This is a genomic window from Bacillus tianshenii (assembly GCA_020524525.2).
Lineage (GTDB): Bacteria > Bacillota > Bacilli > Bacillales > Bacillaceae_N > Bacillus_AV.
The window spans coordinates 1418097-1443735 of the sequence record CP129018.1 but is presented as its reverse complement, the minus strand read 5'-3'; the positions used below and the strand labels follow the sequence as shown (position 1 = coordinate 1443735).

General features: G+C 37.2%; 27 protein-coding genes, 1 pseudogene and 1 riboswitch. Of the genes and pseudogenes, 19 read left to right on the top strand and 9 right to left on the bottom strand.

Annotated features, from left to right (window positions below):
- Positions 1–37: 37 nt before the first annotated feature.
- Complete coding sequence (locus LC040_07285) at positions 38–502, bottom strand: hypothetical protein (GenBank protein ID WLR52686.1); 465 nt, start codon at positions 500–502, stop codon at positions 38–40.
- Between the two features lie 117 nt (positions 503–619).
- Here LC040_07285 and LC040_07280 point away from each other — a divergent pair, with 117 nt between their 5' ends.
- The 5 genes from LC040_07280 (at position 620) to modB (ending at position 4166) form a co-directional block, all read left to right on the top strand.
- Entirely contained in the window at positions 620–976 is a 357-nt protein-coding gene (locus LC040_07280) for a 2Fe-2S iron-sulfur cluster-binding protein (GenBank protein ID WLR52685.1), read from the top strand.
- A gap of 145 nt (positions 977–1121) precedes the next feature.
- The gene (locus LC040_07275; protein WLR53223.1) at positions 1122–2147 is read left to right on the top strand and encodes a ThiF family adenylyltransferase; all 1026 of its coding nucleotides are present in this window, start codon (positions 1122–1124) and stop codon (positions 2145–2147) included.
- A gap of 19 nt (positions 2148–2166) precedes the next feature.
- Positions 2167–2676, top strand: a complete 510-nt coding sequence (locus LC040_07270; GenBank protein ID WLR52684.1) for a molybdenum cofactor biosynthesis protein B — start codon at positions 2167–2169, stop codon at positions 2674–2676.
- A gap of 14 nt (positions 2677–2690) precedes the next feature.
- Positions 2691–3473, top strand: coding sequence for a molybdate ABC transporter substrate-binding protein (gene modA / locus LC040_07265; protein ID WLR52683.1), 783 nt, complete (start codon positions 2691–2693; stop codon positions 3471–3473).
- 30 nt (positions 3474–3503) lie between these two features.
- Positions 3504–4166, top strand: coding sequence for a molybdate ABC transporter permease subunit (gene modB, locus LC040_07260; GenBank protein ID WLR52682.1), 663 nt, complete (start codon positions 3504–3506; stop codon positions 4164–4166).
- Between the two features lie 22 nt (positions 4167–4188).
- Here modB and moaC read toward each other — a convergent pair whose 3' ends face one another.
- Complete coding sequence (moaC, locus tag LC040_07255) at positions 4189–4680, bottom strand: cyclic pyranopterin monophosphate synthase MoaC (protein ID WLR52681.1); 492 nt, start codon at positions 4678–4680, stop codon at positions 4189–4191.
- Between the two features lie 83 nt (positions 4681–4763).
- On the opposite strand from moaC, the gene LC040_07250 reads away from it, so the two are divergent.
- The 6 genes from LC040_07250 to moaA all read left to right on the top strand — a co-directional run bounded on the left by LC040_07250 (position 4764) and on the right by moaA (position 8916).
- On the top strand, positions 4764–6032 hold the full coding sequence (locus tag LC040_07250; protein ID WLR52680.1) for a molybdopterin molybdotransferase MoeA: 1269 nt from the start codon (positions 4764–4766) through the stop codon (positions 6030–6032).
- Positions 6020–6541: a molybdopterin-guanine dinucleotide biosynthesis protein B gene (gene mobB, locus LC040_07245; GenBank protein WLR52679.1), complete on the top strand. Its 522-nt coding sequence runs from the start codon at positions 6020–6022 to the stop codon at positions 6539–6541. Before LC040_07250 ends, mobB begins: the two co-directional genes overlap by 13 nt.
- Positions 6538–7002 carry a molybdenum cofactor biosynthesis protein MoaE gene (locus tag LC040_07240; protein WLR52678.1) on the top strand — a complete coding sequence of 155 codons (465 nt, stop codon included), beginning with the start codon at positions 6538–6540 and terminating at the stop codon, positions 7000–7002. The genes mobB and LC040_07240 overlap by 4 nt, the downstream gene beginning before the upstream one ends.
- Positions 6999–7232 carry a molybdopterin converting factor subunit 1 gene (gene moaD / locus LC040_07235; protein WLR52677.1) on the top strand — a complete coding sequence of 78 codons (234 nt, stop codon included), beginning with the start codon at positions 6999–7001 and terminating at the stop codon, positions 7230–7232. The genes LC040_07240 and moaD overlap by 4 nt, the downstream gene beginning before the upstream one ends.
- Positions 7233–7297: 65 nt before the next feature.
- Positions 7298–7873: a molybdenum cofactor guanylyltransferase gene (locus LC040_07230; GenBank protein WLR52676.1), complete on the top strand. Its 576-nt coding sequence runs from the start codon at positions 7298–7300 to the stop codon at positions 7871–7873.
- Positions 7874–7902: 29 nt separating this feature from the next.
- Positions 7903–8916, top strand: a complete 1014-nt coding sequence (gene moaA / locus LC040_07225) for a GTP 3',8-cyclase MoaA (GenBank protein WLR52675.1) — start codon at positions 7903–7905, stop codon at positions 8914–8916.
- A 77-nt stretch (positions 8917–8993) separates the two neighbouring features.
- Here the strand turns inward: moaA and ric are convergent, their stop codons facing one another.
- The 5 genes and pseudogenes from ric to LC040_07200 all read right to left on the bottom strand — a co-directional run bounded on the left by ric (position 8994) and on the right by LC040_07200 (position 16970).
- Entirely contained in the window at positions 8994–9698 is a 705-nt protein-coding gene (gene ric / locus LC040_07220; GenBank protein WLR52674.1) for an iron-sulfur cluster repair di-iron protein, read from the bottom strand.
- Between the two features lie 100 nt (positions 9699–9798).
- Positions 9799–10745, bottom strand: a pseudogene (locus LC040_07215) (IS30 family transposase).
- Positions 10746–10855: 110 nt separating this feature from the next.
- Complete coding sequence (locus LC040_07210) at positions 10856–12175, bottom strand: stalk domain-containing protein (GenBank protein WLR52673.1); 1320 nt, start codon at positions 12173–12175, stop codon at positions 10856–10858.
- Positions 12176–12624: 449 nt separating this feature from the next.
- Positions 12625–14331, bottom strand: a complete 1707-nt coding sequence (locus tag LC040_07205) for a methyl-accepting chemotaxis protein (protein WLR52672.1) — start codon at positions 14329–14331, stop codon at positions 12625–12627.
- A gap of 167 nt (positions 14332–14498) precedes the next feature.
- Positions 14499–16970 (bottom strand): EAL domain-containing protein, encoded by a 2472-nt coding sequence (locus LC040_07200; GenBank protein ID WLR52671.1) that lies wholly within the window; start codon positions 16968–16970, stop codon positions 14499–14501.
- Positions 16971–17400: 430 nt separating this feature from the next.
- Positions 17401–17483, top strand: a riboswitch (cyclic di-GMP riboswitch).
- Positions 17484–17549: 66 nt separating this feature from the next.
- Between LC040_07200 and LC040_07195 the strand changes: the two genes are divergently transcribed.
- From LC040_07195 to LC040_07160, 8 genes are all read left to right on the top strand, one after another.
- A complete protein-coding gene (locus LC040_07195) occupies positions 17550–18440 on the top strand; it encodes a hypothetical protein (GenBank protein ID WLR52670.1) in 891 nt (296 codons plus the stop codon).
- A 121-nt stretch (positions 18441–18561) separates the two neighbouring features.
- Positions 18562–18888 (top strand): STAS domain-containing protein, encoded by a 327-nt coding sequence (locus LC040_07190; GenBank protein WLR52669.1) that lies wholly within the window; start codon positions 18562–18564, stop codon positions 18886–18888.
- Positions 18885–19712 (top strand): PP2C family protein-serine/threonine phosphatase, encoded by an 828-nt coding sequence (locus tag LC040_07185; GenBank protein ID WLR52668.1) that lies wholly within the window; start codon positions 18885–18887, stop codon positions 19710–19712. Before LC040_07190 ends, LC040_07185 begins: the two co-directional genes overlap by 4 nt.
- A 12-nt stretch (positions 19713–19724) precedes the next feature.
- Complete coding sequence (locus LC040_07180; protein ID WLR52667.1) at positions 19725–21803, top strand: FapA family protein; 2079 nt, start codon at positions 19725–19727, stop codon at positions 21801–21803.
- 24 nt (positions 21804–21827) lie between these two features.
- On the top strand, positions 21828–22139 hold the full coding sequence (locus LC040_07175) for an STAS domain-containing protein (GenBank protein ID WLR52666.1): 312 nt from the start codon (positions 21828–21830) through the stop codon (positions 22137–22139).
- Positions 22140–22442: 303 nt separating this feature from the next.
- Positions 22443–22967 carry a type 1 glutamine amidotransferase domain-containing protein gene (locus LC040_07170; GenBank protein WLR52665.1) on the top strand — a complete coding sequence of 175 codons (525 nt, stop codon included), beginning with the start codon at positions 22443–22445 and terminating at the stop codon, positions 22965–22967.
- 110 nt (positions 22968–23077) lie between these two features.
- The gene (locus tag LC040_07165) at positions 23078–23263 is read left to right on the top strand and encodes a YfhD family protein (protein WLR52664.1); all 186 of its coding nucleotides are present in this window, start codon (positions 23078–23080) and stop codon (positions 23261–23263) included.
- 205 nt (positions 23264–23468) lie between these two features.
- Positions 23469–23699, top strand: a complete 231-nt coding sequence (locus LC040_07160) for a hypothetical protein (GenBank protein ID WLR52663.1) — start codon at positions 23469–23471, stop codon at positions 23697–23699.
- Between the two features lie 57 nt (positions 23700–23756).
- Here LC040_07160 and LC040_07155 read toward each other — a convergent pair whose 3' ends face one another.
- Both LC040_07155 and gdhA read right to left on the bottom strand, forming a co-directional pair.
- Complete coding sequence (locus LC040_07155) at positions 23757–24074, bottom strand: DUF3892 domain-containing protein (GenBank protein WLR52662.1); 318 nt, start codon at positions 24072–24074, stop codon at positions 23757–23759.
- A 102-nt stretch (positions 24075–24176) separates the two neighbouring features.
- Positions 24177–25559, bottom strand: coding sequence for an NADP-specific glutamate dehydrogenase (gene gdhA, locus LC040_07150; protein WLR52661.1), 1383 nt, complete (start codon positions 25557–25559; stop codon positions 24177–24179).
- Positions 25560–25639: the final 80 nt, after the last annotated feature.

The window sequence follows — 25639 nt, the reverse complement described above, 5'->3', positions numbered from 1 at the left end:
CAAAATGAGGTTGTTCTCATTTTGCTGTTTCTCTCTTCTATGCAATTGAATAAAGTTTTTGCGGTTTTGACAAAAAACTAACATCTAAAACAGGCTTCACATTTTCAATTCCAATATCTTGAATGACCATTTTTGCTTCTTCAACAAATAGAGGGTTTGTAGAGCCTTCATTTACTTCATACAGACGTTTTAAGTATGTTAACTTTTCTTCGATTTTGATTTGTTTATATGTTTGGTTTTGACACTCGACGATTTTTTTATGAACAGGGACTGAAATCATTCCAATTTCAGCTACGTTGACAATCATATGCTGGCCTTCATCATTTACAAAACTAAGTGAATAAAAAGAAGAGCCCATGACATCGACATTTGTAATGACAGCGTTTTTATATTCTTCGCCAGAACGAAGGCGGATAAATTGTGTTTCAATGACACCACCGATTTTTCTCTCGTTTGAAAGCTTTGCATGAATGTCTTTTAACCCTTTTACTGGTGTCGACATGTTGGAGACCTCCTTGAATATATAAAACCTATGAAAATAATTCTCATTATCATTGTAATTGATAATGACTTTCAGTGCAAGTTAATTTTCTAAAAATTTTTGTTTTGGAGGGATAACGTGAAAAAGTTAACAGTCGGTTCATTAATTCCAAATCAACAAAAAGGCAAGTTGCTTATTACAAAGTCTTCGCAAAAAAAAGAACAAATAAACGAAGTAGAAAAGAAAATCGTGATTACTCAGCATGACCAAACGTTTAACGTCATTCTTAACAAAGGCGAAACATTGCTTAATACAGCATTAATGCAGGAAATCCCGCTAGATTATAAATGTAAAAAAGGCACATGCGGTAGATGTCACGTTCATGTGAATCAAGGAATGGAATACTTGACAGCTGTTAATGATCAAGAAAAGAAAAAGTTAGAAACAGCAGTAGAACATGGAGATCGATTAGCTTGCCAGGCAACCATTATATGACAAAAAAGCAACCACTACACGTTGTAGGTGGTTGTTTTTTTGTATTGGTATCAAGCTGAACAGATTAAATAGATCGGTATCATTTTATATGTGTGAAAAATGAATGAAATGGGGAAAGGAACAATAAGAGGTGAGACAACATTTGATGACACAAGAAAATCGATATTCACGACAGGAGTTGTTTCAGCCAATTGGGATTACAGGCCAAAGGAAAATCTCGCAGAAACATGTTCTTCTTATTGGCTGCGGTGCTTTAGGAACGTCGATAGCTGAATCACTTGTAAGGGCTGGTATTGGGGAAATCACAATTGTTGATCGCGATTATGTTGAGATCTCTAATCTTCAGCGGCAGCAGCTGTTCGTTGAGCAGGATGCCATTGAGCAAAAACCGAAAGCCATTGCTGCAAAAGAAAGATTGTTAATGCTCCGCCCTGATGCTGTTATTCATGCCCACATCAAAGATATAACTGCTGTAGAAATGGAAAAACTCGTTCAACAAGCAGATGTAGTCATGGATGGGACAGATAACTTTGAAACACGCTTTATGATCAATGATGCAGCTGTTAAATTTAGAAAACCATGGATTTATGGAGCATGTGTCGGCAGTACGGGTGCAATGTATGTAATCAGACCTCATGAAACTCCTTGCTTACGTTGTATGTGGTCATCCATTCCGGCTATGAATCAAACATGTGACACAGCAGGTATTATTAGTCCGGCTGTTCAGCTAGTTACTGCATATCAAACAGCAGAAGCATTGAAGCTATTAGTGGAAGATGAAACATCGATTCGTTCAAAGCTACTTTATTTTGACACATGGACAAATGAACGTCTTGAATTAAATTTATCTAAACTAAAGAAGCCGAATTGTCCAAGCTGCGGACCAACACCTACATATCCAAGTTTGCTGGTAGATGGACAGATGAAAACCGCAGTGCTTTGTGGACGCAATACTGTCCAAATTCGTCCAAATCAAGAGCGAACAGTCAATTTAGCTGAATTGGCAGCTCAAATTGAAGAAGGTGGAATAAAAGTTAAGCAAACACCGTACTTACTGCAATTTTATATGGAAGATTTTCGAATGGTTTTCTTTGCTGACGGTCGATTATTAATCCATGGTCTTAAGGATAGAAATAGAGCAAAGAAACTGTATCATCAACTTTTTGGATAGGGAAAAGGAGTTTTTGAAAATGTCGGTTCAATTTAAGGGAAACAAATCAACCCCCATTTCAATAGGCATTCTTACAGTAAGTGATACACGGAACAAAGAAACAGATAAAAGCGGCCAAGCGGTCCGCAAGTTGTTAGAAGAAGCCGGCCATTCAGTTGCAGCATATGAACTGGTTGCAGATGAACTAGGAATCATTCAACATGAAGCACAGCGAATGCTCGATGATAACAGCGTTCAAGCTTTACTCATAACAGGTGGTACAGGGATTGCGAAACGAGATGTAACGATTGAAGCCATTACACCCTTATTTGATAAAGAAATCCCAGGTTTCGGTGAAATCTTTCGGATGCTTAGTTTTACGGAGGATATAGGGACGAAAGCATTGCTAACGAGAGCTTCAGCTGGGGTGAAGAATAACAAAGTAGTATTCGTATTACCTGGTTCTACAGGGGCAGTTACGTTGGCGATGAACCGATTAATACTCCCTGAGCTTCATCACATTACCCATGAATTACAAAAAGACAATTAAAGTGGTGGATGTAAATGAAGCAACGCAAGGTATTGTATGTTGGAGCGGCAGTTGCGTTCATCACCCTCTTAACCGCCATGCTATCGCTCCAAGCACAGAGCGTGAAAAGTGAGAAAACAACTCTTATTGTCGGAGCGGCATCAAGCTTTCTGCCAATGATTGAAGAGATTGAGCAAGAATTTGAACAAGCATATCCAAACATTGATGTTCGCTTTCATGTTGGTGGTTCCGGTTTGTTGGCAAGACAAATCGAAGCGTATGCTCCAATTGATGTGTGCATGCTTGCTTCTGCGAAAGAATTTCATTTATTAGAAGAAAAAGGACGGGTCCAAGAAAAAGGTGCAGGCGTATTTTTAAAAAATAAACTTGTCAGCATTCAGCCAAAAGGGGCACCTAAAAAATCGCTCAACGACCTTGTTGACACAAATAATTGGCTTGCAATCGGAACCCCTGGAGCAGTGCCAGTTGGAACATATGCAAAGGAAGCACTTAGAAATGGAGGTAAATGGGAACAAGCACATGATCACCTCGTGTTCGGAAAAGATACACATCAAGTATTAACGCTTGTTGAGCAAAGGGAAGTCGGAGCGGGGATTGTCTACAAAACAGATGCAAAATCCTCTCATTACGTCCAAATAACAGATACGATTCCTGAAGACCTTCATCGTCCCATTCATTATATGAAAGGTGTACTTAACATTTCAGAACATAAAGAGGAAGCAGAAGCTTTTACAGCATTTTTATCTACAGAAAAAATGCAAGCTTTATTTGAAAGCTATGGGTTCGAAGTGAAGTAGAGTTTGATGTGAGTAAGAGTAGGGGGAGTTATGAATCAATATTTCTGGGAACCAATTCAACTTTCATTGTTCGTTTCCACAATTGCTACAGTACTTGTTTTCATTACAGGTACATTACTAGCCTACATATTTACACGTTACAAGGTGAAGGGGAAGGTTATCTGGGAATCGGCTTTTATGCTACCGCTTGTTCTTCCACCTAGCGTTGTAGGTTTTTTGCTGTTACAGCTTTTAGGACGAAATGGAGAAATTGGAAAATATGTTTTTAAACTTTTTCATGTAACACCGACGTTTACTATTTATGCTGCGATTATTGCATCAGCCGTTGTCTCATTTCCTCTAATGTACCAATCAGCAAAATCAGGATTTACGTCGATACCTAAGGATATGATTGAAGCTGCTGTTTTGGAGACAAAAAAAGAATGGATTTTTTTAGTACATATTTTTCTTCCGCTTTCAAAAAGAGCGCTTCTAACAGGTGTTATCCTTAGCCTGACGCGTGGAATTGGTGAATTTGGTGCAACACTGATGTTTGCAGGTAATATCCCAGGTAAAACTCAAACCATTCCGACAGCTATTTATGTCGCTTTTGAAAAAGGAAATGACACGCTTGCATGGGTTTATGTAGCAGTAAGTATTAGCCTTTCCTTCTTTTTTCTTTGGTTCACTACAAAGCTGCAAAAGGATGCTTAACTAGAAAGAAAAACGCAAGGGGTTATTCCTTGCGCTCATAGTTTCCACTTTTTCCGCCTGTCTTACGGCGTAAATATGTAGAGCCAATTGTCATTTCTTTATCAATCGCCTTACACATATCATAAATCGTTAACGCTGTAGCAGAGGCAGCAGTTAAAGCTTCCATTTCAACACCTGTACTGCCCTTTGTTTTGGCTTCTACTGTAATGATGGCTTCATACCATTCATCTTCTACAGATATGTTCCATTCAAAATCAATATTAACTCCTGTAAGGGCGATTGGGTGACACATCGGAATCAGATCAGAAGTTTTCTTTGCTGCCATAACACCAGCTACTTGGGCAACAGCAAACACATCGCCTTTTTTATTGGTTCCTTGCTGGATTTGTTCATAGACGGCACTGCTTACAGAAATACGTGATTCGGCAATTGCAGTTCGAGACGTTATTTGTTTATCCGAAATATCAACCATTTTTGCCCGGCCTTGGTCATTAAAATGCGTGAATTTCGCCATGATGTCACACCTTTTTGAAAGAGTTGGAGACTATTATATCATGGATAAAAAATGATACATAGAAGAAAGAGAGGAGAGGTAGGATGATAAGCAGAAGAAAACCTATTCCTGTTTCAGAAGCGATAGAAAAGGTGGTGCAAACAGTTAGAGCAACCGGGACAGAAGATATTCCTTTAGATGAGGCATATGGCAGGACTTTGGCAGAACCAATTATCGCAACCCATAACGTTCCGCCATTCAACCGTTCTCCATACGATGGGTTTGCTATCCGCTCTGTCGACTCAGAAGGAGCCTCTTCAAGTAATCGTGTAACCTTTAAAGTTATCGATCATATCGGAGCTGGAGACGTTTCTTCTCAATGGCTGCAAGCAAACGAGGCAGTAAGAATTATGACCGGAGCGCAAATACCTGAAAATGCAGATGCTGTTGTTATGTTTGAAGTGACGAAAGAGGAAGAACGATCAGATGGTCAATACTTTAGCATTCAAAAGCCTTTCAAGAAAAATGAAAATGTGTCAATGCAGGGTGAAGATGCAAAAAAAGGAGAAGTACTGATTGAAGAAGGTGCTTATATTCATCCAGGCGTGATTGCCTTACTAGCAACCTTTGGCTATGCAAAGGTGGAAGTAAGCAAAATTCCAACGGTTGGTGTTTTTGCGACTGGTTCTGAGCTTGTTGAAGTAGATGAGCCATTAGAACCTGGAAAAATTCGCAACAGCAATGGAGCAATGATTCGAGCGCAACTAAAACGAACGGGCGTAAGAGTACTTGATTTTGGTAAGTTGCATGATGATGAAGATTTATGTTTTACACAAGTTCAGTCTGCTTTAGATAAAGTTGACGCGCTAATAACGACTGGTGGCGTATCAGTCGGCGATTATGATTATTTACCAGCGATTTATGAACGATTAAATGCTGACGTCCTTTTTAATAAAATCGCGATGCGTCCAGGCAGTGTTACAACTGTCGCACATGTAGAAGGAAAGTTGCTCTTTGGTTTATCAGGAAACCCATCAGCTTGTTTCGTCGGATTTGAACTATATGCACGTACTGCACTTTTGAAAATGATGCAAGCGTCAAAACCTTATTTACCTTATCAAAAAGCAACGCTGTTAGAAGATTTCAAAAAAGCAAACCCCTTTACACGTTTTATTCGGGCCATTTATTGGGCAGATGAACAGGGACAATATGTTGTTCCTGCTGGTTTCAATAAATCAAATGCCGTATCCTCTCTCGCTCGTTCAAATGCTTTTATTGTGTTACCAAGTGGAACGCGGGGATTTGTAAAGGGAAATGAAGTAGATGTTTTAATGCTTGGTATTGAAGAAGGAAGCGCAGTATGGCAGCTGTAGGACCACCAGTGTTACAAATCGTCGGGTATAAAAAAAGCGGGAAGTCAACGTTGATGCGAAAATGGATTTCTTGCTGTGAAACGCTTGGCTGGGAGGTAGGAGCAATTAAGCACCACGGTCATGGCGGGGCTCCTTCGCTCGGTGAGGAAAAGACAGATAGTGTATCGTTTTTCAAAAGCGGGGCAACAGCGTCATTGGTAGAAGGCGATGGTGTTATTCAACTTCTCTTGAAAAAGAAAAATATCACCTTGGACCAAATGATTGCATTCTACCAAATAGTTGAACCTTCTCTTATTTTAATAGAGGGATATAAACAGGCTGCCTTTCCAAAGGTTGTGATTATCCGTAACCGAGAAGAGTGGGAGCAGCTGCAACACTTAACTAATATTGTAGCAATTATTACTCATTTACCTTTTTTGATGAACTTTTCATGTCCAGTATTTTCATATGAACAAGAGGAAGCCTATACAGAATGGTTTATTAATTATATTCGGGGGGAAATGCTATGAAGCTATATGAAATAACAAATCAACCGCTCGAATTAAATGTCATGCTCGAAAAGGTCCTTCACCCGGGTGCTGGAGCAGTTACTCATTTTATCGGCACAGTGCGTGAATGGACAAAAGGCAAGCGTACGCTATTTCTTGAATACGAGGCATATATTCCGATGGCTGAAAAGAAATTAGCGCAAATCGGCAATGAGATTGTAGGAAAGTGGCCGGGGACAAAAGTTGCCATTTCTCATCGTATCGGTGTACTTGAAATTTCAGATATTGCTGTCATTATCGCCGTATCGTCCCCACATCGAAAAGCAGCATATGAAGCAAATGAATATGCCATCGAGCGAATTAAAGAAATGGTACCTATTTGGAAGAAAGAAAAGTGGGAAAACGGTGAAGAATGGATTGGAGACCAACGTGAACGTACAGCCTATCCAACAGGACGGCCGGAAGGGGTTGATAAGATATGATTCAACTGTATTATTTTGCGAGCTTAAGAGAGAAGACAGGAAAACAAAGTGAAGAAATACCATTTCAGTCGCTAACCGTTCAAGAGGCATTGAACTGGCTTCATAACTCTTACCCAACCATTTCAACAAAGCACTTAATGGTGGCAATTAATGAAGAATATGCGACAAAACAAGAAATGATCCAACAAGGTGACACCGTCGCTTTTATTCCGCCAGTGAGCGGAGGATAGAACATGACTACTAAGTATCAAATATATCTGAAAACGTTAACGAACCTACCTTTTAGGGGAAAGCAATGAATAAAGCATCGTTAGTAGCAGGGATTATTTTAGCAGGAGGAGAGTCCCGACGATTCGGTTCGCCAAAAGCTTTTGCAAAATATGACGGAGCTTATTTCTATGAATATGCAATACAAGCCCTTCAACAAAACTGTGAAACCATTACAATTGTTAGCCATCCCGCCATCACAAAACAGTTTCCAAAACACTTAACGGTTATTGAGGATGAGAAAGCATTTAAGGGAGATGGCCCATTAGCAGGGATTCATGCAGTGATGAGTGCCCAAGAAGCTGATTGGTATATGGTGTTACCGTGTGATATGCCGTTTATAACAAGTGAAATTATGACTCGAGTGAAAGCAGAGCTTCATACAAATAGTGATGCTGTATTAGTAAGAGGAGAAGAAAAGCGACACCCGTTAGTTGGTGCCTATCATAAGCGAGCAGAAGCAATTATTTTACAACAATTACGGAATAGAGAGAGAAAGATGATGAAGTTGCTACAATCGCTTAACGTAAAATGGCTTTCAGAACAGTCCATCGCAAAGAATGGAGGGGAAGCCTTTCAAAATATCAACCGCCCGCTTCGCTAAATGATTAGCTTATAAAGGAATGATATGAAATGACAGCTAAGCACATAACAGATATGTTGGACAGGCCTTTACGAGATTTAAGGATTTCAATTACAGACCGTTGCAATTTCCGTTGCAGTTACTGTATGCCAAAGGAAATATTTGGACCTGATTTTAATTTTCTGCCAAAAGAAGAATTGCTTACATTTGAAGAAATAGAAAGGCTGGCAAAATTATATATCTCCTTAGGTGTAAAAAAACTTCGTATTACTGGTGGAGAACCATTAGTGCGTAAAGATGTTGACTTGTTAGTGAAGAAATTAATGAAGTTAGGGATGGAAGATATTGGATTAACGACAAATGGCATTTACCTTCGTCAACACGGAAAAGCCCTTTACGAAGCAGGCTTGCGTCGATTAAATATTAGTCTTGATGCGATTGACCCTGAGCTTTTTAGTGAAATGAACGGGCGGGGAGTCACTCCGAAATACGTCTTAAATAACATTGATTATGTAAGAAAACTTGGGTTTGATATAAAAATAAATATGGTCGTACAAAAAGGTGTTAATGAGCATCAAATTCTCCCAATGGTCGATTACTTTTATAAGAAAGGCATCAACTTACGGTTTATTGAATTTATGGATGTTGGTAATGCAAACGGCTGGGAAATGGATAAGGTCGTAACGAAGAAACAAATCTATGAAACAATTGCAGAAAGGTATACATTAGAGCCAGTTGAACCAGCTTACTATGGAGAAGTGGCTCAACGTTATCGCCATGTTGGCACGGGAACAGAAGTTGGTTTTATTACTTCTGTGTCGGAGTCATTTTGTTCGACATGTACACGAGCAAGAATCTCTTCTGATGGTAAGTTTTTTACATGCTTATTTGCAAATAGTGGATTTGATTTGAAAGAGATGCTTCGTTCAGGAGCAAGTGACGACGAATTGCTCCACGCCATTTCAGATGTATGGAATCATCGTTCCGACCGTTATTCAGATGAACGAATGAAACATCGAAAAAGAAAGAAAAGGAAAATTGAAATGTCTTATATCGGTGGCTAATAAATATGGAGTGGAACAGTAAAAAAGTCAGCGGCTTCTAACAGTTAAGGAAGCAGTTGACTTTTTTCTATTTAGCATTAAGATAAAACCATTTTACGTACATTGTCGAATAAAACATGATTTTCTAAGTAAATATGCTCAAAGGTATCTTTTTCAAGCATCGCAAGCCGACTGTATACAAGTCTGTATGTGCCGCAAGCATCAAATGGAGGTTCAAAGTCGTTTGTAATCTCACGCAATTCCTTCAAGAGGTCCCCAGCGTTTTCATGGTCTTGCTCAAGGTCTGTTAGATAAGGAAGAAGGTTAAAGCGATTTGCTTCACTTGGGTTGTCTACATACTTATTAATCAATGGAAATACAATTTGTTCTTCCTCATCCGTATGTTCAAGTAAATCGTGTTTCAAGTTTGAATAGATTTCTTGAATACGAAGTAAATGCGGATGACGCTCACCATGTACACGAGCAACTTTGGTTACATATGGTGTCAGCTGTTGAAACTCTTCTCGCAAATAGGCATGATGTTTGCTTTCAATATGTTCAATCAATTTTTTCGGAGAATAAGAAGTAGGCTCCACTTCTGCATTTCCTTCACTCTTTTCTGCAATATCCAGTACAGAGGCTAACACTTGCTCACTGTCAAGTTGTCGCATTTGCGCAGCTTCTGCTAATGAAATTTTACCTCCGCAGCAAAAGTCAATTCGTAATTGTCGGAATAAATCACTTGTATGTGGAACGATGGACACGATTTCAGATACAGTTGTTTGTAATGTAATTTCTCTCATTGTCATCACCTCATAGGTTATTTCTTATTTTTACTATATATGAGGTAGAAGTATAGTGAAGTGAGCTGTATCACAATCATTCTTTTAAATTGACGGTTTGTCAAATTAAGTGCAACAGTTCTTCCTGAAACGCTTCGTGTGCTGATTTCCATTCAAGGCACTTTCGTGGTCTGCGATTAATAAAAGACAACGCTCCAACTAGTTCGTAATCAGTTACTTTAGCTAAGTCGGTTTTCTTGGGGAAGAATTCACGAATGAGTCCATTCGCGTTCTCATTACTCCCGCGTTGCCACGAAGAGTAAGGATCAGCGAAATACACATCAATCTCAAGTTCTTCCTCAATGGTTCTATAACACGAAAACTCTTTTCCGCGATCCACAGTCGCGGTTTGAAAAGCTCCATGGGGAGTTGCCCTTCAAGAAGACGAATAGCCTTTTCCATAGACGCAGCTGTGCGATTAGGCATTTTAATGGCGTGATACCAACGGGTTTTCCTCTCGACAAAAGTGGCTAGACACCCCTTACTGTTTCCTCGACTGGAAACAACACTGTCGAGTTCCCAGTGGCCGAACGTGGACCGTTTTCGAACCTCTTTGGGACGTTTATTGATAGATGTGCCAACGTTAAATCGGCCACGAGTTTCCTTTGGTTTCTGCCGTTTTCCTTTTTGTCGGAGTACGTTGAGGTCTCCTTCGTTCAATTTCCCAGTGTAGATCCACCGGTAAAGCGTTTTAAAGCTCAGGAACCCTTGGAATAGACGACCCACAATTTGTTCTGGAGACCATGTAGCCTGCAATTTCTCGTTAATTGTCGCAGCCATTTCTTCAGACCATTTCCCGATCCGACCACAATTCTCTCGACGGGTTTGATACGTGTCATGGGCTAGCTCAGATTGATAAGTATCTCCCACCTGATTTCGTCTAACTTCTCTGGAGATAGTGGATGGACTGCGCTTTAGCTGTATGGCAATATCTCGAATCGATTTACCTTCAGCTTTCAAGGTTTCTATACGTGCTCGGTCAAATGTGGTAAGATGTTGATAACTCATGACAATTCCTCCGTGTGATGTTTGGTGTGGTAATCAACATTATACACGAGGTTGCCATGGGTTATTTTTTTACCCTAAAGTTCAGGTGTTGCACTTAATATTACAATTCGTCAATTAAAAAAATTCACATAATACCGAATGATTTCCTCTTCGCCATTAATATTTTTCACTCCATTAATGGTTACTTCATATTCATCACTATAATAATCAATGTTATTCGGTTTAAAAATAATGCAGTATGGTACACCGTAATAGTCATTGTTAATGTGGAAGTATTCGGAACCTTTCATAAAAGTATTATCATTTTTGTCAAATGTCCATGCTTGCTGTGTACGAATATTTTTGAGTTTCACAACTACTTCATCCAGGAGCGGTTTTTCATATTTGTTAGGATTTAAGGAAACAGACCATGGATCACTACTGTTAAAGAATTCACTAGGAAAAGCTTCTTTGTTTGGCCAAAGAATTTGATCATAATCGAACCTTTCCTCTCGACTTCGGTCAAAAACTGCCATTGCTGTAGCTTCATATGCATAGCCAAAGCCTACTTTTTTTAATGGAGGATTTAAAATCCATCTCCTATGACCTAAGCGGTCGACATTTTCTTCCTCACGGTCTCTCATATAGCCTCTTTTAATACTATCTGCAATATTTGAATACCCAATCCCTAAGTTACTGCTGCTTGCTGCTTTATAAGCCTGTTTGAAAAATTCGTCTGTCATCCCATTCGGTTTGGTCGGATAATGAGAAAGCAAGCCATTTGCTTTTGTTAAGACAGCTCCGTGTTGAGCTTTTCTATTCAATGCTTCATCCAATATTAAGTCGTCAGGTAACCCAGCTAAATACCTTACAAAATTGGCCATTTTCAATCCATCCTGTAAAAATTCATTTTTCAATGTGCCGGCTTTAAATGGTGCTTGATAACGTGGTGTTTCTAAATAAGGTTCTTCATCAAAGGAAGGTTGTAAGTCATGCCATTTCTTTTTTATTTCACTTTGTCGCTTAGGTAAATCATTTATAATAATCATTTTATGTTCATTATTCCATGTCACATCTGCTCCCAGTGTTTCACTGACAAAACGGAGCGGAACCATCGTTGTTCCATTATTGATTAGTTCGGGAGCGGTATCAAGTTCGTAATGGCGATTGTTTATTACGGCTGCAGTTGAGTGGAGTATAAGTTGCATGGTTGTGTCATCTTTGGTAGCTGAAATACGTTCTTCTTCTGCATTCCAGCTGACATCTGCACCTAATGATTCGAATATGTGGCGAAACGGTACAAGAGTGCGGTTATTTTTAATAATAGGCGGTTGGAGGTAGTTTTGCTTTTCACCATTAATCAAAATCGAAACATCTTGAGTAGTTGTAGCCTGAATGTGTAAGTTAGTTGAAAATAATACAAATAATAGCAATATAATGATTCGAAGCATGATGTTAGCTCCTTTCCTTTTATTTAGTAATTCATGAAGAAGGTAAAGAACCCTTTTTTTATTGTGTAAATATAACTTTAGATGGGGGATAAAGGTAATAATCTAACAACGAACATAAGAAATTTCACATACTGTATTGATAATATAAATATTATCGACAGGTAGACATTTAAATCATATAGATGCTAGCGATGAATGAAGAAGTGAACTCATTGTGAAAAGAAGGTGGGACACCACTAAGCACTTATGAATGAGCTGATGATTATAAATCCCAACGATCCGGTGATGCTGGCAACCGAATTGCCTGTGGTGTAATTAGTAAGTCATTAATATTTAACCCCATAAACAAACCTTAATAGGCATGTTTATGGGGTTAAAAGTTTGCGGAGGTGTCTTAAATGAGATGTAGTTGAATAATGCACCTAATTGATAAGCATTTTTTGAAAAAATTACATGTTAAATTGTTTGATTTGACTATTTAAGTCCTCTGCTAAACGGGATAATTCGCCGGCACTTCTTGCAATTTCCTCCATAGAGCTTCCTGTTTGTTCGATAGAAGCACTTGTTTCTTCAACTGAGGCTGCAGATTGCTCAGAAACAGATGCTATTTCACTAATTGTATGATTAATTTCTTCACTGCTGCTTGTAACATCCAGTAAAGACTGGGAAATATGATTTATTTGTCCTGTCATTTCAGCAATCATTTGGGATATAGTAACAAAAGTTTCGCCGGTTTTATTGATTTGTTCTGTTCCTGTATGTACTTGCTCGTGCCCTTCTTGTAATGCATCAACTACCTCATTCGATTCACCTTGAATATTTTCTACAATATTCGTGATATCAAAGACAGAATCAGATACTTGTTCAGCAAGTTTGCGCACTTCGTCTGCGACAACCGCAAAGCCTTTTCCATGTTCACCAGCTCTAGCAGCTTCAATCGCAGCATTCAAGGCAAGTAGATTTGTTTGGTCGGAAATATCTTTTATCATTTGTACAAGCTTTGAAATTTCTTTTGATTGTTTATTAAGTCCTTGTACTTTGTTTACAGTTTCGTTTACCATTTCACTGATCTGCTTCATTTGTTGGATAGATGTTTGCATAAGGTTGCTTCCTGTATTTGTCATATCCATTACTTCTTTTGAAGAGGATGCTACCGATTGACCATTTTGTTGGGCAATGTGTATTTTCTTTATAAAACCATCCATTGACTCAGCTAATTCAGCTACACTAGTTGCCTGAGCTTCAGCACCTGTAGAAACTTCATTCATCGCCACTGAAATTTGACGACTTCCTTCGGTCACCTCATTTGAAGATTGCGTTAATTCTTCACTTTGGCTGGAAACTAACTGTGATGCTTGAGAAACGGAATACACGACATTTCGTAAGTTTTCTTTCATATTATTTATTGCTAAAGCAAGCTGTCCAATTTCATCTCTGCCATTATAAGAAATGGCTTCAACTTGAAGGTTGTTATGAGAGATTTCATCTGCCATATGTACCACTTTTCTTATGTATGGAGTGACTAAGCGATTAATAACTCTCAGGGTGATCGTTCCAAGGATGACTGTTATTACAATTGATAGAAGGAGAGTAGCAATTGTTTCTTTTAATTTGTCTTTTGCAAATTTTCCTGCTGCTATTCTCTCAGCTTCAACTGTTTCATTGAGTTCTTCAAATAGGTTTACAATTTCACCTCTTAGATCATCTGCTTCTTTTCTTGCTAATACATATTGTGCTTTCTGCCCACGATCGACTGAAGGTATGATTTTTTCCTCGAAAATAGAATCGAATTTTGCATTTTTTGCAACAATTGCATCAAGTAACTGTTGTTGTTCTTGCGTATCTAAACGTTTTGCGACTTGTTCTTTTAACAGCTTCAACTGTTCATTCTTTGATTGATATTCTTTGATAATGTCTTTTGTACCATAAATTACATAATTAGCAACTCTCACATCTTTTGTTCGTATTAGAGAGCCCATTTCGGTTAATTGAACTGATCGTTCACTTCGACGATTTAACGCATCAAGTGCCTCAGATACATCATGCATTTTAAAGTAAACGATACCTGTGGAAATAAAAAACAAGACAACACTTATTAGAAAAGCGAGAGAATATTTAAAGCTAATGCTCTTGTTTTTTAAGGTAAATTGTTTCATAGATATATCTCCTCTCTGAAATAACTAGGACTTTTAATTTATTAACAAAGTAATTATAGTGTAAAATATAATGTAAATCTAGTAATATCTACTAAATAAATCGCTGTTTTCCTAAAAAAAGAATGAACCCATCAGATTAATGGGGTTCATTCTTTTCATTTTATTATTTAATTTATAAGAGAAAGCTCACCAGTAAGAATACGAGAAAATTCTTCTGCACATAAGGGCTTACTAAAATAATAGCCTTGTATTTGATCACAGTTTTGCTCAGCTAATTTCTCAAATTGTTCAGCTGTTTCAACGCCTTCTGCTACACTTTCAATACCTAAATTTTTTGCCAGCTGAAGAATTGCGGTTGTAATAATGTCAACTCTATTTTCTTTACCAATTTCGTTTATAAAGGAGCGATCTATTTTCAGTGTATCAATCTGCAACCTTTTTAAATGTGTTAATGAAGAATAACCTGTACCAAAATCATCTAGTGCAATTTTGATTCCATACTGTTTTAGTGTATCGATCGTTGATTCGACAGCTTGTTTGTCTAGGAGGATCGATGTTTCTGTAATTTCCATTTCTAATAGGGGAGGGGTTACTCCTGTTTTTTCAATTAAATACATGACTTTGTTAGTAAAATCTTTCCTTAAAAAGCTTCTTGTAGAAACGTTTATAGAAATGGTTAGGTTATAACCGTCATTTGTCCATTGTTTTAGTTGTTTACATACAGTTTCAATTACAAATTCAGTAATATTATGAATCAAACCATTTTCTTCGGCTATAGGAATGAATAAACCTGGTGAAATCATGCCAAGCTCCGGATGCTTCCAACGAATAAGTGCTTCGGCTGCGATTACCTTCTGACTTTTAGTATCTATCCTTGGTTGATAATGCACTTCAAATTGCTTCTTTTTAAGAGCTTGTTTTAATTCACGTTCAATCAGCAAAGTGTCAGAGAAGCCGGCCATGGAGGAATTAAAATCTAAATGCATATTCCTGCCAAGTTTCTTTGCTTCATTAAGGGCAAGATTCGCGTTCTTTAATAGGAGTTGGGCGTTGTCACCATTAATTGGGAAAGAGCTTATTCCAATACTAATTGTTAAATTAATTTCATGACCTCCAATTTCAAAAGGCTCTTCAATCTTTCTGAGAATTTGTTTTGCTAAAGTGTGCGAATCATGTTGTGAAGTTATTGAAGATATGAGCACAAATTCGTCTCCACCAATTCTTGAAAGAAACATATCTCCGCTTAAACATTCTTTTATACGTTCAGCGACAATCATTAAAGCTTGATCACCTGCTAAATAACTAAAAGTATCATTGATTATTTTTAATCGATCAATATCCATATACATAACTGTAAAAGGTAACTTATTCAAAATCCGCTCAGTAAAATGCTCATCTAGATTCCTCCTATTAGGTAAACCTGTAAGTGAATCATGATAAGCATAGAACGTTATTTTCTCTTCTGCTTCTTTTTGCTTCGTAATGTCAATAATTAAACCATCTAAACGAACAAGCTCTCCTTCTTTATTGATGTAGGGTGTAGTATAGTCATGAATCCAGACAATATTACCGTTTTTGTGTATGATTCTATAAAAATGTCGTAAAGGTTTATTTAAGAAAAGTTTTTGCTGGTTCATTTGAAATTGTTCACGGTCATCTGGATGAATTAAATCAACCCAATTTAATTCACTGTTCATAAACTCTTCTTTTTGATAGCCGCAAATTTTTTCAACCTTTGAGGATATATGCATTTTTTTATCGTCGGTTAATGATACAGACCAAACACCTAAGTCTAAGTTTTGGTAAATATCTTGAATTCGTTTTTCACTTTCTTTAAGCTTCAAAGCCATTTCTGTATTTGAAGTAATATCAAACATCGTTCCGATCAATCGTACAACGGATCTATTTTCATCAAATGAAGGACTGCCTTGTGAATAAAAATAACGGACTTCATTTGTTTTTAAATGAATAATTCGATACTCAACTGAGTAGCTTTCCCCTAACTTAATCGCATTTTTAACAACATTTTCTACCTTCTTACGATCCTCTTCATGAACGAGTTGCAAAAAGTTATTCATTGTTGGTATAAAATCTAAGTCTGCACCGACAATTTCATACATTTGCTGTGACCAAAATGCTTCATCTTCAACAACATCATAATCCCAGCTCCCGACATTGGCTGTTTTTGCAATTGATTCTAAATAATTTTGTGTTTTGAATAATGTTTGTTCTGTTTCCTCTAATTTGCTTAAATCATGACTAACTCCTAAAATGCCAATCACTTCACCTCGAAGCCAAATTGGAAAATAGGAGACTCGTGTCTTGAATTTAATACCATTTTTATGAAGGATATCAAGTATAAAATGTTGTGTGGCTCCGTTTATTGTTTTCGAAAAACTATTTGAAGCTTGCACCTTGTAATTTTCAGGAATGTAATCGAGGTAAAAGGAATTGAGTACCTCCTTTTCTTCAATTCCAGCTCTGATTCGATTTGTAGCTAAAATTTTTCCTTTAGTACTTAAAATAAAAAGGACATCTGGATGGTATTCAAATAGTGTACGAAATAAGCTTATATGCTCTTTATGACATGAAGAATTCTTATTTGTTAACAATTCTTCAATGTATATCATAAATTCCATTCATAAATCCCCCCGTTCGAAATTATTGGAGTGGCATATAAAACTATAAATTATAATAATTTAACCGGGTTGAATTACATAGATGAAATAGGGAAAATATGCTTCTATAGACCTTGTGTTATTCCATTATCAATGATGAAAAATCTTGTATGTACAACTTAATATTACTATTTTCTTAATAAAAATGGAATTTGTTTTTTACAAGAAAGTGAAAAATTTCTATAATATCAATACTAAATTTTTTATTGGCTCTAATTTAAAGAACAAAAAATGTGATGATAATTCAATTGTCAAGATATATAACAAATATTTGTGAACATTTTTTGATAATTATATTTCCATTTGACGAAAAAACTGCTATTATAAAAGTAGTTAACATTACCTATGTGAAAATAGTGTTAAGTATAAATCTTAAGAACTATATGATTACTTCCGTTAATCGCAAACATAGTCGAAAGATATGGACGCAAAGCCACGGGCCTTACATAAATGTATGGCAGCCGGGTTACCGAAGAAGGATTGAAAGATTTATCCTCATTCGGGATAAATCTTTTTTATTAACGAAGGGAGGGCACCCTAATGAGTTTGATTAAAAATATTTTCTCCCCTTTAAAGGAAAAGAAGTCTCGAATTAATGAGTTCGACTTTTCATTGAAAACAGCTAAGGAGAAGGCTGCAATCGGTACAATTGCGAATCGAATTGCACGATTGTTGAATTTTGAACCAGAGGATTGTGAGGAGCTATTTTTTCAGGCCTTTTCATCGAATCCGAAAGATGAATGGAGAAACACATTGAAAATTGCTGAATGGTTATATGAAGCAATCGAAAATAAAGAAAATATATGGCAGCAAACAAGGCTGCTTCCTATATCAGAAGACATTCGCCGCGTATTAATTAAAGTTTTTGAAGAATATCACACAGAATACTATTACACGGGGGAACGTCATTCCTCGATAGAGTTTTTTGAAAAATGGAAGGTTTATCGAGATGTTATGTATGCGGCAACACAAAAGCAATTTTTGTTAGCGGATAATAAGGAAATAAACGCACATTCAACCGGGGAAGTATTATTTAAACACGAGATACTTGAGATGTCAGACATCGGATCTTGCCGGGAAAGAGCAAAAGTGATTTTAATAGAGCAAGGCATCGATTCAATACGGATTATGAGTATTTGTTTAGTGATTTCTGAAATAGCTACCAATGTTATTAAACATGCAGATAAAGGTATTCTCACCTTTATAGAGGATAATGGTTACTACAAAATGATAGTAGAAGACTATGGACGTGGTTTTTCACTTGAAGATTTGCCAAATACGATATTAATGGCAGGCTACTCAACAAAGAAATCCCTTGGACAAGGCTTCAAATTAGTCTTGAAAATCGCAGAAAATGTGCTTCTTTATACATCCCCAATCGGTTCAAAGCTACTTGTCACATGTGCCCCGAAAAATAAGGTTTTACAATGATTGTATAATCCATGAATAAGTTTAATATAATTGATACCTTGTTATTGGTCAATATCTAATGTGCTATTTTCGGTAGCAAGCCGGTTGATAGTAGAGCGAGATGCAAAGGGGAGAGGAAGTAATGGGCTTAGTAGTTAATCGAATAGAGGAAGGTACACAAACGAGGTTATTGCTAAAGGGTGATTTAGACATTGCAAGCATTCAATTATTAAATGACTATTTACAAACTATTAAAGAACACACCCAAAAGTTAGTCATTGACTTAAAAGAAGTAGATTTTGTGGATTCTACAGGCATTGGTGCAATTCTAGAATCAATTTATCTGGCGAATGATAAACAAATTCCTTTAAGAATTGCTAATTATAATGAAGCAATTGAAGAAGTGTTTGAAATGATGGGAATATTTAAAATATTAGAAGCATTATGCATTGAGGGGGGAGAGAAATGAGTGCTAAACAGTTAAACTCTAAACAAGATCAAGAAGCTGGCATGACGAAACCGTTAGAGAGAGAAATTAATTTAGCTCGCAACATCCAAATGACATTATTAAACGGCCAAACACCTAGTTTAGATAGTGGAGAAGTGAAAGGCGTTTCGATTCCGGCCAGGTTGATTGGTGGAGACTATTACGACTTTTACCCATTATTAAACGGAAAAATGCGGATTGTCATAGGCGATGTAATGGGGAAAGGAATCCCTGCAGCCATGCTGATGATCTTAACAAGAGGGGCGTTCCGAAGTGCTGCAGAAAGTACGATCGGACCTGGAGAAACCCTTACTGCGATGAATAATGCGATATGTAATGATCTAAGGGCGTTGAAATCATTTGTAACCGTGTTTTGTGCAGATTGGGACCCGAAGACTAATACGTTGACATATGCAAATGCAGGACATAACCTTCCACTTATCTTTCAAGGGAAGACCATACAAGAGCTTCCAAAGCTAACAGGAGTGATGTTAGGTGGATTACCAAATCAGCAATATACAGCAAAAGAAATTCATCTTAAAGAAAAGGACTTTGTCTTCTTCTATACCGATGGGATTGTAGAAGCACAGAATGAAACTGGAATTCAGTATCAGAAGGACCGATTAATTCAAATATTGTTAGAACATAAAGAGGAAAACGTTGAACAAATTGAAAAAGCTGTTATCGACTCAATAAATCAGTTTACAGAAGGTGTGACACAAAAAGATGATATTACGATGGTTACTCTGAAAATATGTAATAAACAATTAAAGATCAGCAGTTATAATTCTCCCATTATTACGTAAGAGGTGGAGTCTATGAGTGGAAGTATTGTTTCAAAAGGAAAAACAGTCGCTGAAGCAATCAATATCGGCTTAGATATTTTAGGTCTTACGAAAGAAGAAGTTTCAATTGAGATTTTGCAGCAAGAAAAGAAAGGTGTCCTCAAGGTAGGTTCAAAGCAAGCAATTGTAAAGCTCACCCGAAACGTTGTTGTACAGTTGAAAGAAGAAGTAGAACAAATAAAGAGCAATAACCTAACGTTAGAAGAATTGATTGACACGTTAGAAATTCCAGAGGAGAATTCCCCCGTACAAACAGCTGTATTAGAGTCCACTCCTTCCAAAGAAGAATTAGAAAGCGAAGGGGGGATAGTATGGGTGAAGAGTGGTCAAATCTTTTCGAAAAATGGGGAAACACATTTCCCGACCATACAAGTTGGAGCAGAGATTGAGCTTTACCGAAATGGTGAATTGGTAAAAGGTGTAACAGTCGTTTCGGAAGAAGATACATTTGAAATGAGAATTCAAGACATTGAAGTTCCCACAAAATGGGACATCACTTTTAACCAGTCAAAAACAAAAGCTCTGTTAAAAGTAATCCCAGGGTATATTAAAAAGTATACAATTCAGGATACGGCGCCAGAACGACATATTACGATAAATGTTATTGAATCAATCATTGACCGAAACAATTTAGAGTATGATGAAATCTTAGTTGCACTCAAAGAGTTAGGGGTTAAACATGGCTTTGATCATGCCGAAATGTTAAAGGCGACTACTACAAATAAAGAAGAAATATTTGTAGTGGCATCTGGCATAGAACCGACAAATGGAAAGGATGGTTGGTTAGAATTAAAAGTAGAAGTAGATGATACGAGCGGTCCTGTTGAAAAGCAAAATGGAACAGTGGATTTTCGTGAAATACGACGTATTCCTTCAATTGAAAAAGGAAAAGTAGTTGCTGTTCTTCATCAGCCTGTTCCTGGTAAGCCGGGAAAAAATGTATTGAATGAACTGCTCCCTCCAAAGCAGGCGTTTCCGATCATTTGTAAGCAAGGAAAAGGAGTACAAGTTATTGACAATACAAAGGTTGTTTCCACAGAAGCTGGCAGACCGCATTTGATAAAACGAGGAATGCTTGCCACCGTTTCAGTCCTACCAAAGCTTGTTCATCATCAAGACTTAGATATAGCCTCTGGAAATATTCGTTTTAAAGGGGACGTTGACATCTTAGGTAATGTTCAAGACGGCATGCTTGTGGAAGCAGAAGGGAATATCTTCGTTGCGAAAAATGTAAATATGTCAAAACTTACAACAAATAATGCGGTTCTTGTTAATAAAAATGTCATTGGGAGTACCCTATCTGCAGGAAGAAACAATATGGTTATTGCTGAACTAGGTGCCTTGCTTAATCTTATCAAAACGAAAGTGAAGCAAATTATTAGCTCCATTCAACAATTGGAAACATCTGCAGCTTTTAAAACAACAGATTTAAACCAAGGCGGCATGAAACCTTTAATTAAAATATTACTAGAAAAAAAGTTTAACATCCTTCCAAGATACCTTAATCAATTTATTCATACAATAAATCAAGGAGACGAATCATTAGATAGAGAATGGGTGCAAATGGGAGAAAAGTTAAAACGATGTTTCTTGTCGACTATTCCGAATGAGTATGATTCACGAGAACAGATCGAAAATTTACTAGAAGAAATCGAAACCTTATATCAAGTCAGTCAAACTCCTGTAGAGCCCAATGCCTATATTTCCATTAATTATTGCTTAAATAGCAAAATCTATTGTAGCGGAAACGTGACCATACATGGGCAAGGAAGCTATAATTCAAAAATCCATTCAGGTGGAAAGTTAGAAATAAAAGGTATCTTAAGAGGCGGAGAAGTATATGGTCAATATGGGGTAGATGTTGAAGAGTCAGGAACAGAGGTAGGCGTACCGACAAAAATAAGTGTACCTGCCGATCAAACAATAAAGATTGGAACAGCAAAAGAAGGAACAACAATAAAAATTGGTAACGTCCAATATAAATTTCATGGAAACGCTTACAATATTAAGGCTCAACTTGATCCGCATGAAAATAAAATAATGTTTAAATAACCAATGTATTTGGGGTGATAAAGCTTGTTTTCTTATCAGATCGAATTACAAGAGAAAAGTTTGATCCTTTATTTTAAAGGATCACTAGATATTGAGGTAACTGAGATGATGTATGATAGAATTCTTCCCTCCTTGCACACTTATAAGCATATTGTTATCAATTTTCAAGAGGTAGAGTTTGTCGACTCCACAGGTATTGGCCTATTAATTGAAATGGTCCAAGAATTGCATGAACAAAATACAAACATTTCGATTGTAGAAGTATCTGAAAGCATAAAATCAATATTTGAGTTATTGCAGCTTTCTGACATTCTTGGAGAAAATGTCTTACAATAATGTATATAGACCTCATCTGCACCATGCAGAAGAGGTCTTTCTATTGAAAAGGGAGTAACTGAAGACCTGCATTCTTTTATTTACTACTCTTACAGTTAAAACATCGATTTTTCCCGCTCAAAGTCCCTAGAAAATAAAAATTTCACGCACCGTATGAATTTATTATAAATAGATAAAGGATATAAAGAAAATCATGTTTATGTGTGTTTGTAAATGTAAAATTAATAAAGCAACAGATCATTTGCATTTTATTTTTTCATGTTTGAAAATGAAAGTGAAAAAATCATTGAAGGAGGCTGACAGTTGAAGTTAAAAGGAAAAAAAGTTATCCAAATAGTAAGCGATGATTTTGAAGATTTAGAATTATGGTACCCTGTGCTGCGCCTGCGTGAAGAAGGGGCGATTGTTCATATTGTTGGTGAGAAAGCCAAGCAACAATACAAAGGGAAGTATGGCGTACCAGTGACATCTGATTATGCATTTGAGGATATCGATCCAAATGATTATGATGCTTTATTAGTTCCGGGTGGTTGGTCTCCGGATAAATTAAGGAGATATAAGACCGTCATTGAAATTGTTCAATCAATGGACCAAGCGCGAAAACCAATTGGGCAAATTTGTCATGCTGGTTGGGTATTAATTTCTGCAAATATCCTTCACGGTCGAAAGGTAACAAGTACCCCGGGAATTAAGGATGATATGAAAAACGCGGGAGCAACTTGGGTTGATGAACCTGTCGTTGTTGACGGACAGCTTGTTTCAAGTCGCAGACCACCTGATTTACCTGATTACTTAAGAGAATTAATTGATGTAATAGCAACATCATAGGCACAAGGCTGTCTTTCACTTTTCGTGGGAGGCAGTCTTTTTTTAATAAATATCGATCATATGAGGAAGCCTATTGTAGAACATTTCATTTATGAAAGGGGTCATTAATCATGACAAGAGGACAAAGCAAAAAAGGTCAGCACAAAGATAAAGCAAAGTTAGCTCAAACACCAAAAAACCAAATTATCCCCGATGGTCAAGATATCGAGTTTTCTCAAGAGATTGCTGATCAAGATGATTTTGAAGCACAGCAACGTTCAGAAGCAGCAAATGCACGTGCGCAGAAAAGAAAATAATTATAAAAAGCAGGCTGTCTTCACAGGCTGCTTTTTTACATTAAATTCCATGAAAAATTGAGGTTAATTTGTACGTTTTTGAACAGATTAACAAATGCCAAGAACATACGAGGAGGTAATTAGCATGAAAAAAGTATTTTTATCTATTATGACGATGATGTTATCTGTCACAGTTTTGTCTGCATGTAACTATGGAGGAAATGACATGAACAACCCAGAGGATGTAAACTACAATCCAGTTCAGTATGATAATGACGGGGTCAATAATACAAGAGATAATCTAGACAATGATTTAGATATGGATAATCAAGGTCTAGATTTAGATAATGACAACCGTAATGTCCGTCAACCAGGTGAGCCAGATACATCTCAAAATATGGATGAAGAAGAACCAGACTTAGATGAAGAGCCATCTGAAGAAAAACGTGGCAAGTAAATTAATCTATATTCAAAAAAACAAAGCGCTTTGCCAATTGGCAGAGCGCTTATTTACTTAAAAAACATCTAAGTTGTCTAAGTTATTGCTGTTTATACCATCAGGTTCACTTCTAAGAATATCTCGACCATACTTATGAAAGACATCGATATGAGCAAGCTTTCCTGCTTTTGCTTCTGCTATTGCGGTTGGATAATCGAGAACACGACCAGTATCTGTTTTAAAAGCAATAAGGTCGCCATCATTGTTTTTGCGTACAGCAATAATTGTTTCCTGATTCGTGTTTGGGTTTGAATTCATGGCTTCTTGCGCTGCTTGTTGTTCTGATTGTTGCACATATTGATTATAAATTTCTTCATAATTTTTGTCGTTCAATTTCAACACCTCCTGTTTTCATGTTAGCTTGTGGAGGGGAGGAGAACGATATACTCTCTCATAAAAAAAAAGGCCAGCATATTCGCTGACCTTGTCTAATATTTAAATAACGCCTTGCGCCATCATCGCTTTGGCCACTTTCATGAAGCCTGCAATGTTTGCACCAGCTACTAGATTTCCTGGCTGTCCATATTCTTCAGCTGCTTGTAAGCTGTTACGATAAATATTTGTCATGATTGTTTGAAGCTTTGCATCTACTTCTTCAAATGTCCATGGAGTTCTCATGCTGTTTTGAGCCATTTCTAATGCTGATACAGCTACACCGCCAGCATTAGCTGCTTTTGCTGGTCCAAACAGGATGCCATTGTCTAAGAAAATATGAATTGCTTCTAATGTTGAAGGCATATTTGCTCCCTCGCCAACTGCTTTAACACCGTTAGCAACCATCATTTTTGCAGCCTCTTCATCAATCTCGTTTTGTGTCGCACATGGAAGTGCAATTGAACAAGGAATGGACCAAATACCGCTGCATCCCTCAACATATTCTGCATGTGGATGAATATTCACATACTCGCTGATTCGTTTACGTTCAACTTCTTTAATTTGTTTAACTGCCTCAAGGTCGATACCAGCTTTATCATAAATATAGCCATTTGAATCACTACATGCGACAACTTTTGCACCTAGTTCAGTTGCTTTTTCAATCGCATATGTTGATACATTTCCTGACCCAGAAATGACCACTGTTTGACCTTTAAAGCTTTCACCTTTTTCTTTTAACATTTCATTTACGAAATATACTGTACCATAGCCAGTTGCTTCTGTTCTTGTAAGACTTCCACCATATTCAAGACCTTTTCCAGTTAGAATACCAGCTTCGTATCCACCGCGCATTTTTTTATATTGACCGAACAAATAGCCAATTTCTCTAGCACCTACGCCAATGTCTCCAGCAGGGACATCGATATCCGCTCCAATGTGACGTGAAAGCTCACTCATGAAGCTTTGTGTAAAGCGCATAATTTCGTTATCAGATTTTCCCTTCGGATCAAAGTCTGATCCGCCTTTACCGCCGCCAATTGGCTGACCAGTAAGTGAGTTTTTGAAAATTTGTTCAAAACCTAAGAACTTAATAATACTTGCGTTTACTGACGGATGGAAACGTAAACCGCCTTTATAAGGTCCAATTGCACTGTTGAACTGTACACGGAAACCTCGGTTTACGTGTACTTTTCCTTCGTCATCTACCCATGGAACTCGGAATGTAATAAGCCGTTCTGGCTCTACTAATCGTTCAAGAATTGCATGATCCATAAATTCTGGATGTTTTTCAAACACAGGAACAAGTGAATCAAAGTTTTCCTTTACTGCTTGATGAAATTCAATTTGATGTGGGTTGCGTTTTGTCATTTGCTCGTAAACATCATTTACATATTTTTTTGCTGCTTCATATTGTGGGCTTTTCGTTTCTTGCATAGTTGCCATCTCTCAATCTCCCCCTAAATTAATAACACGTCAACTCCAATTATCCCGAAACGTTGGACAAATTAATATGAAAATTGACA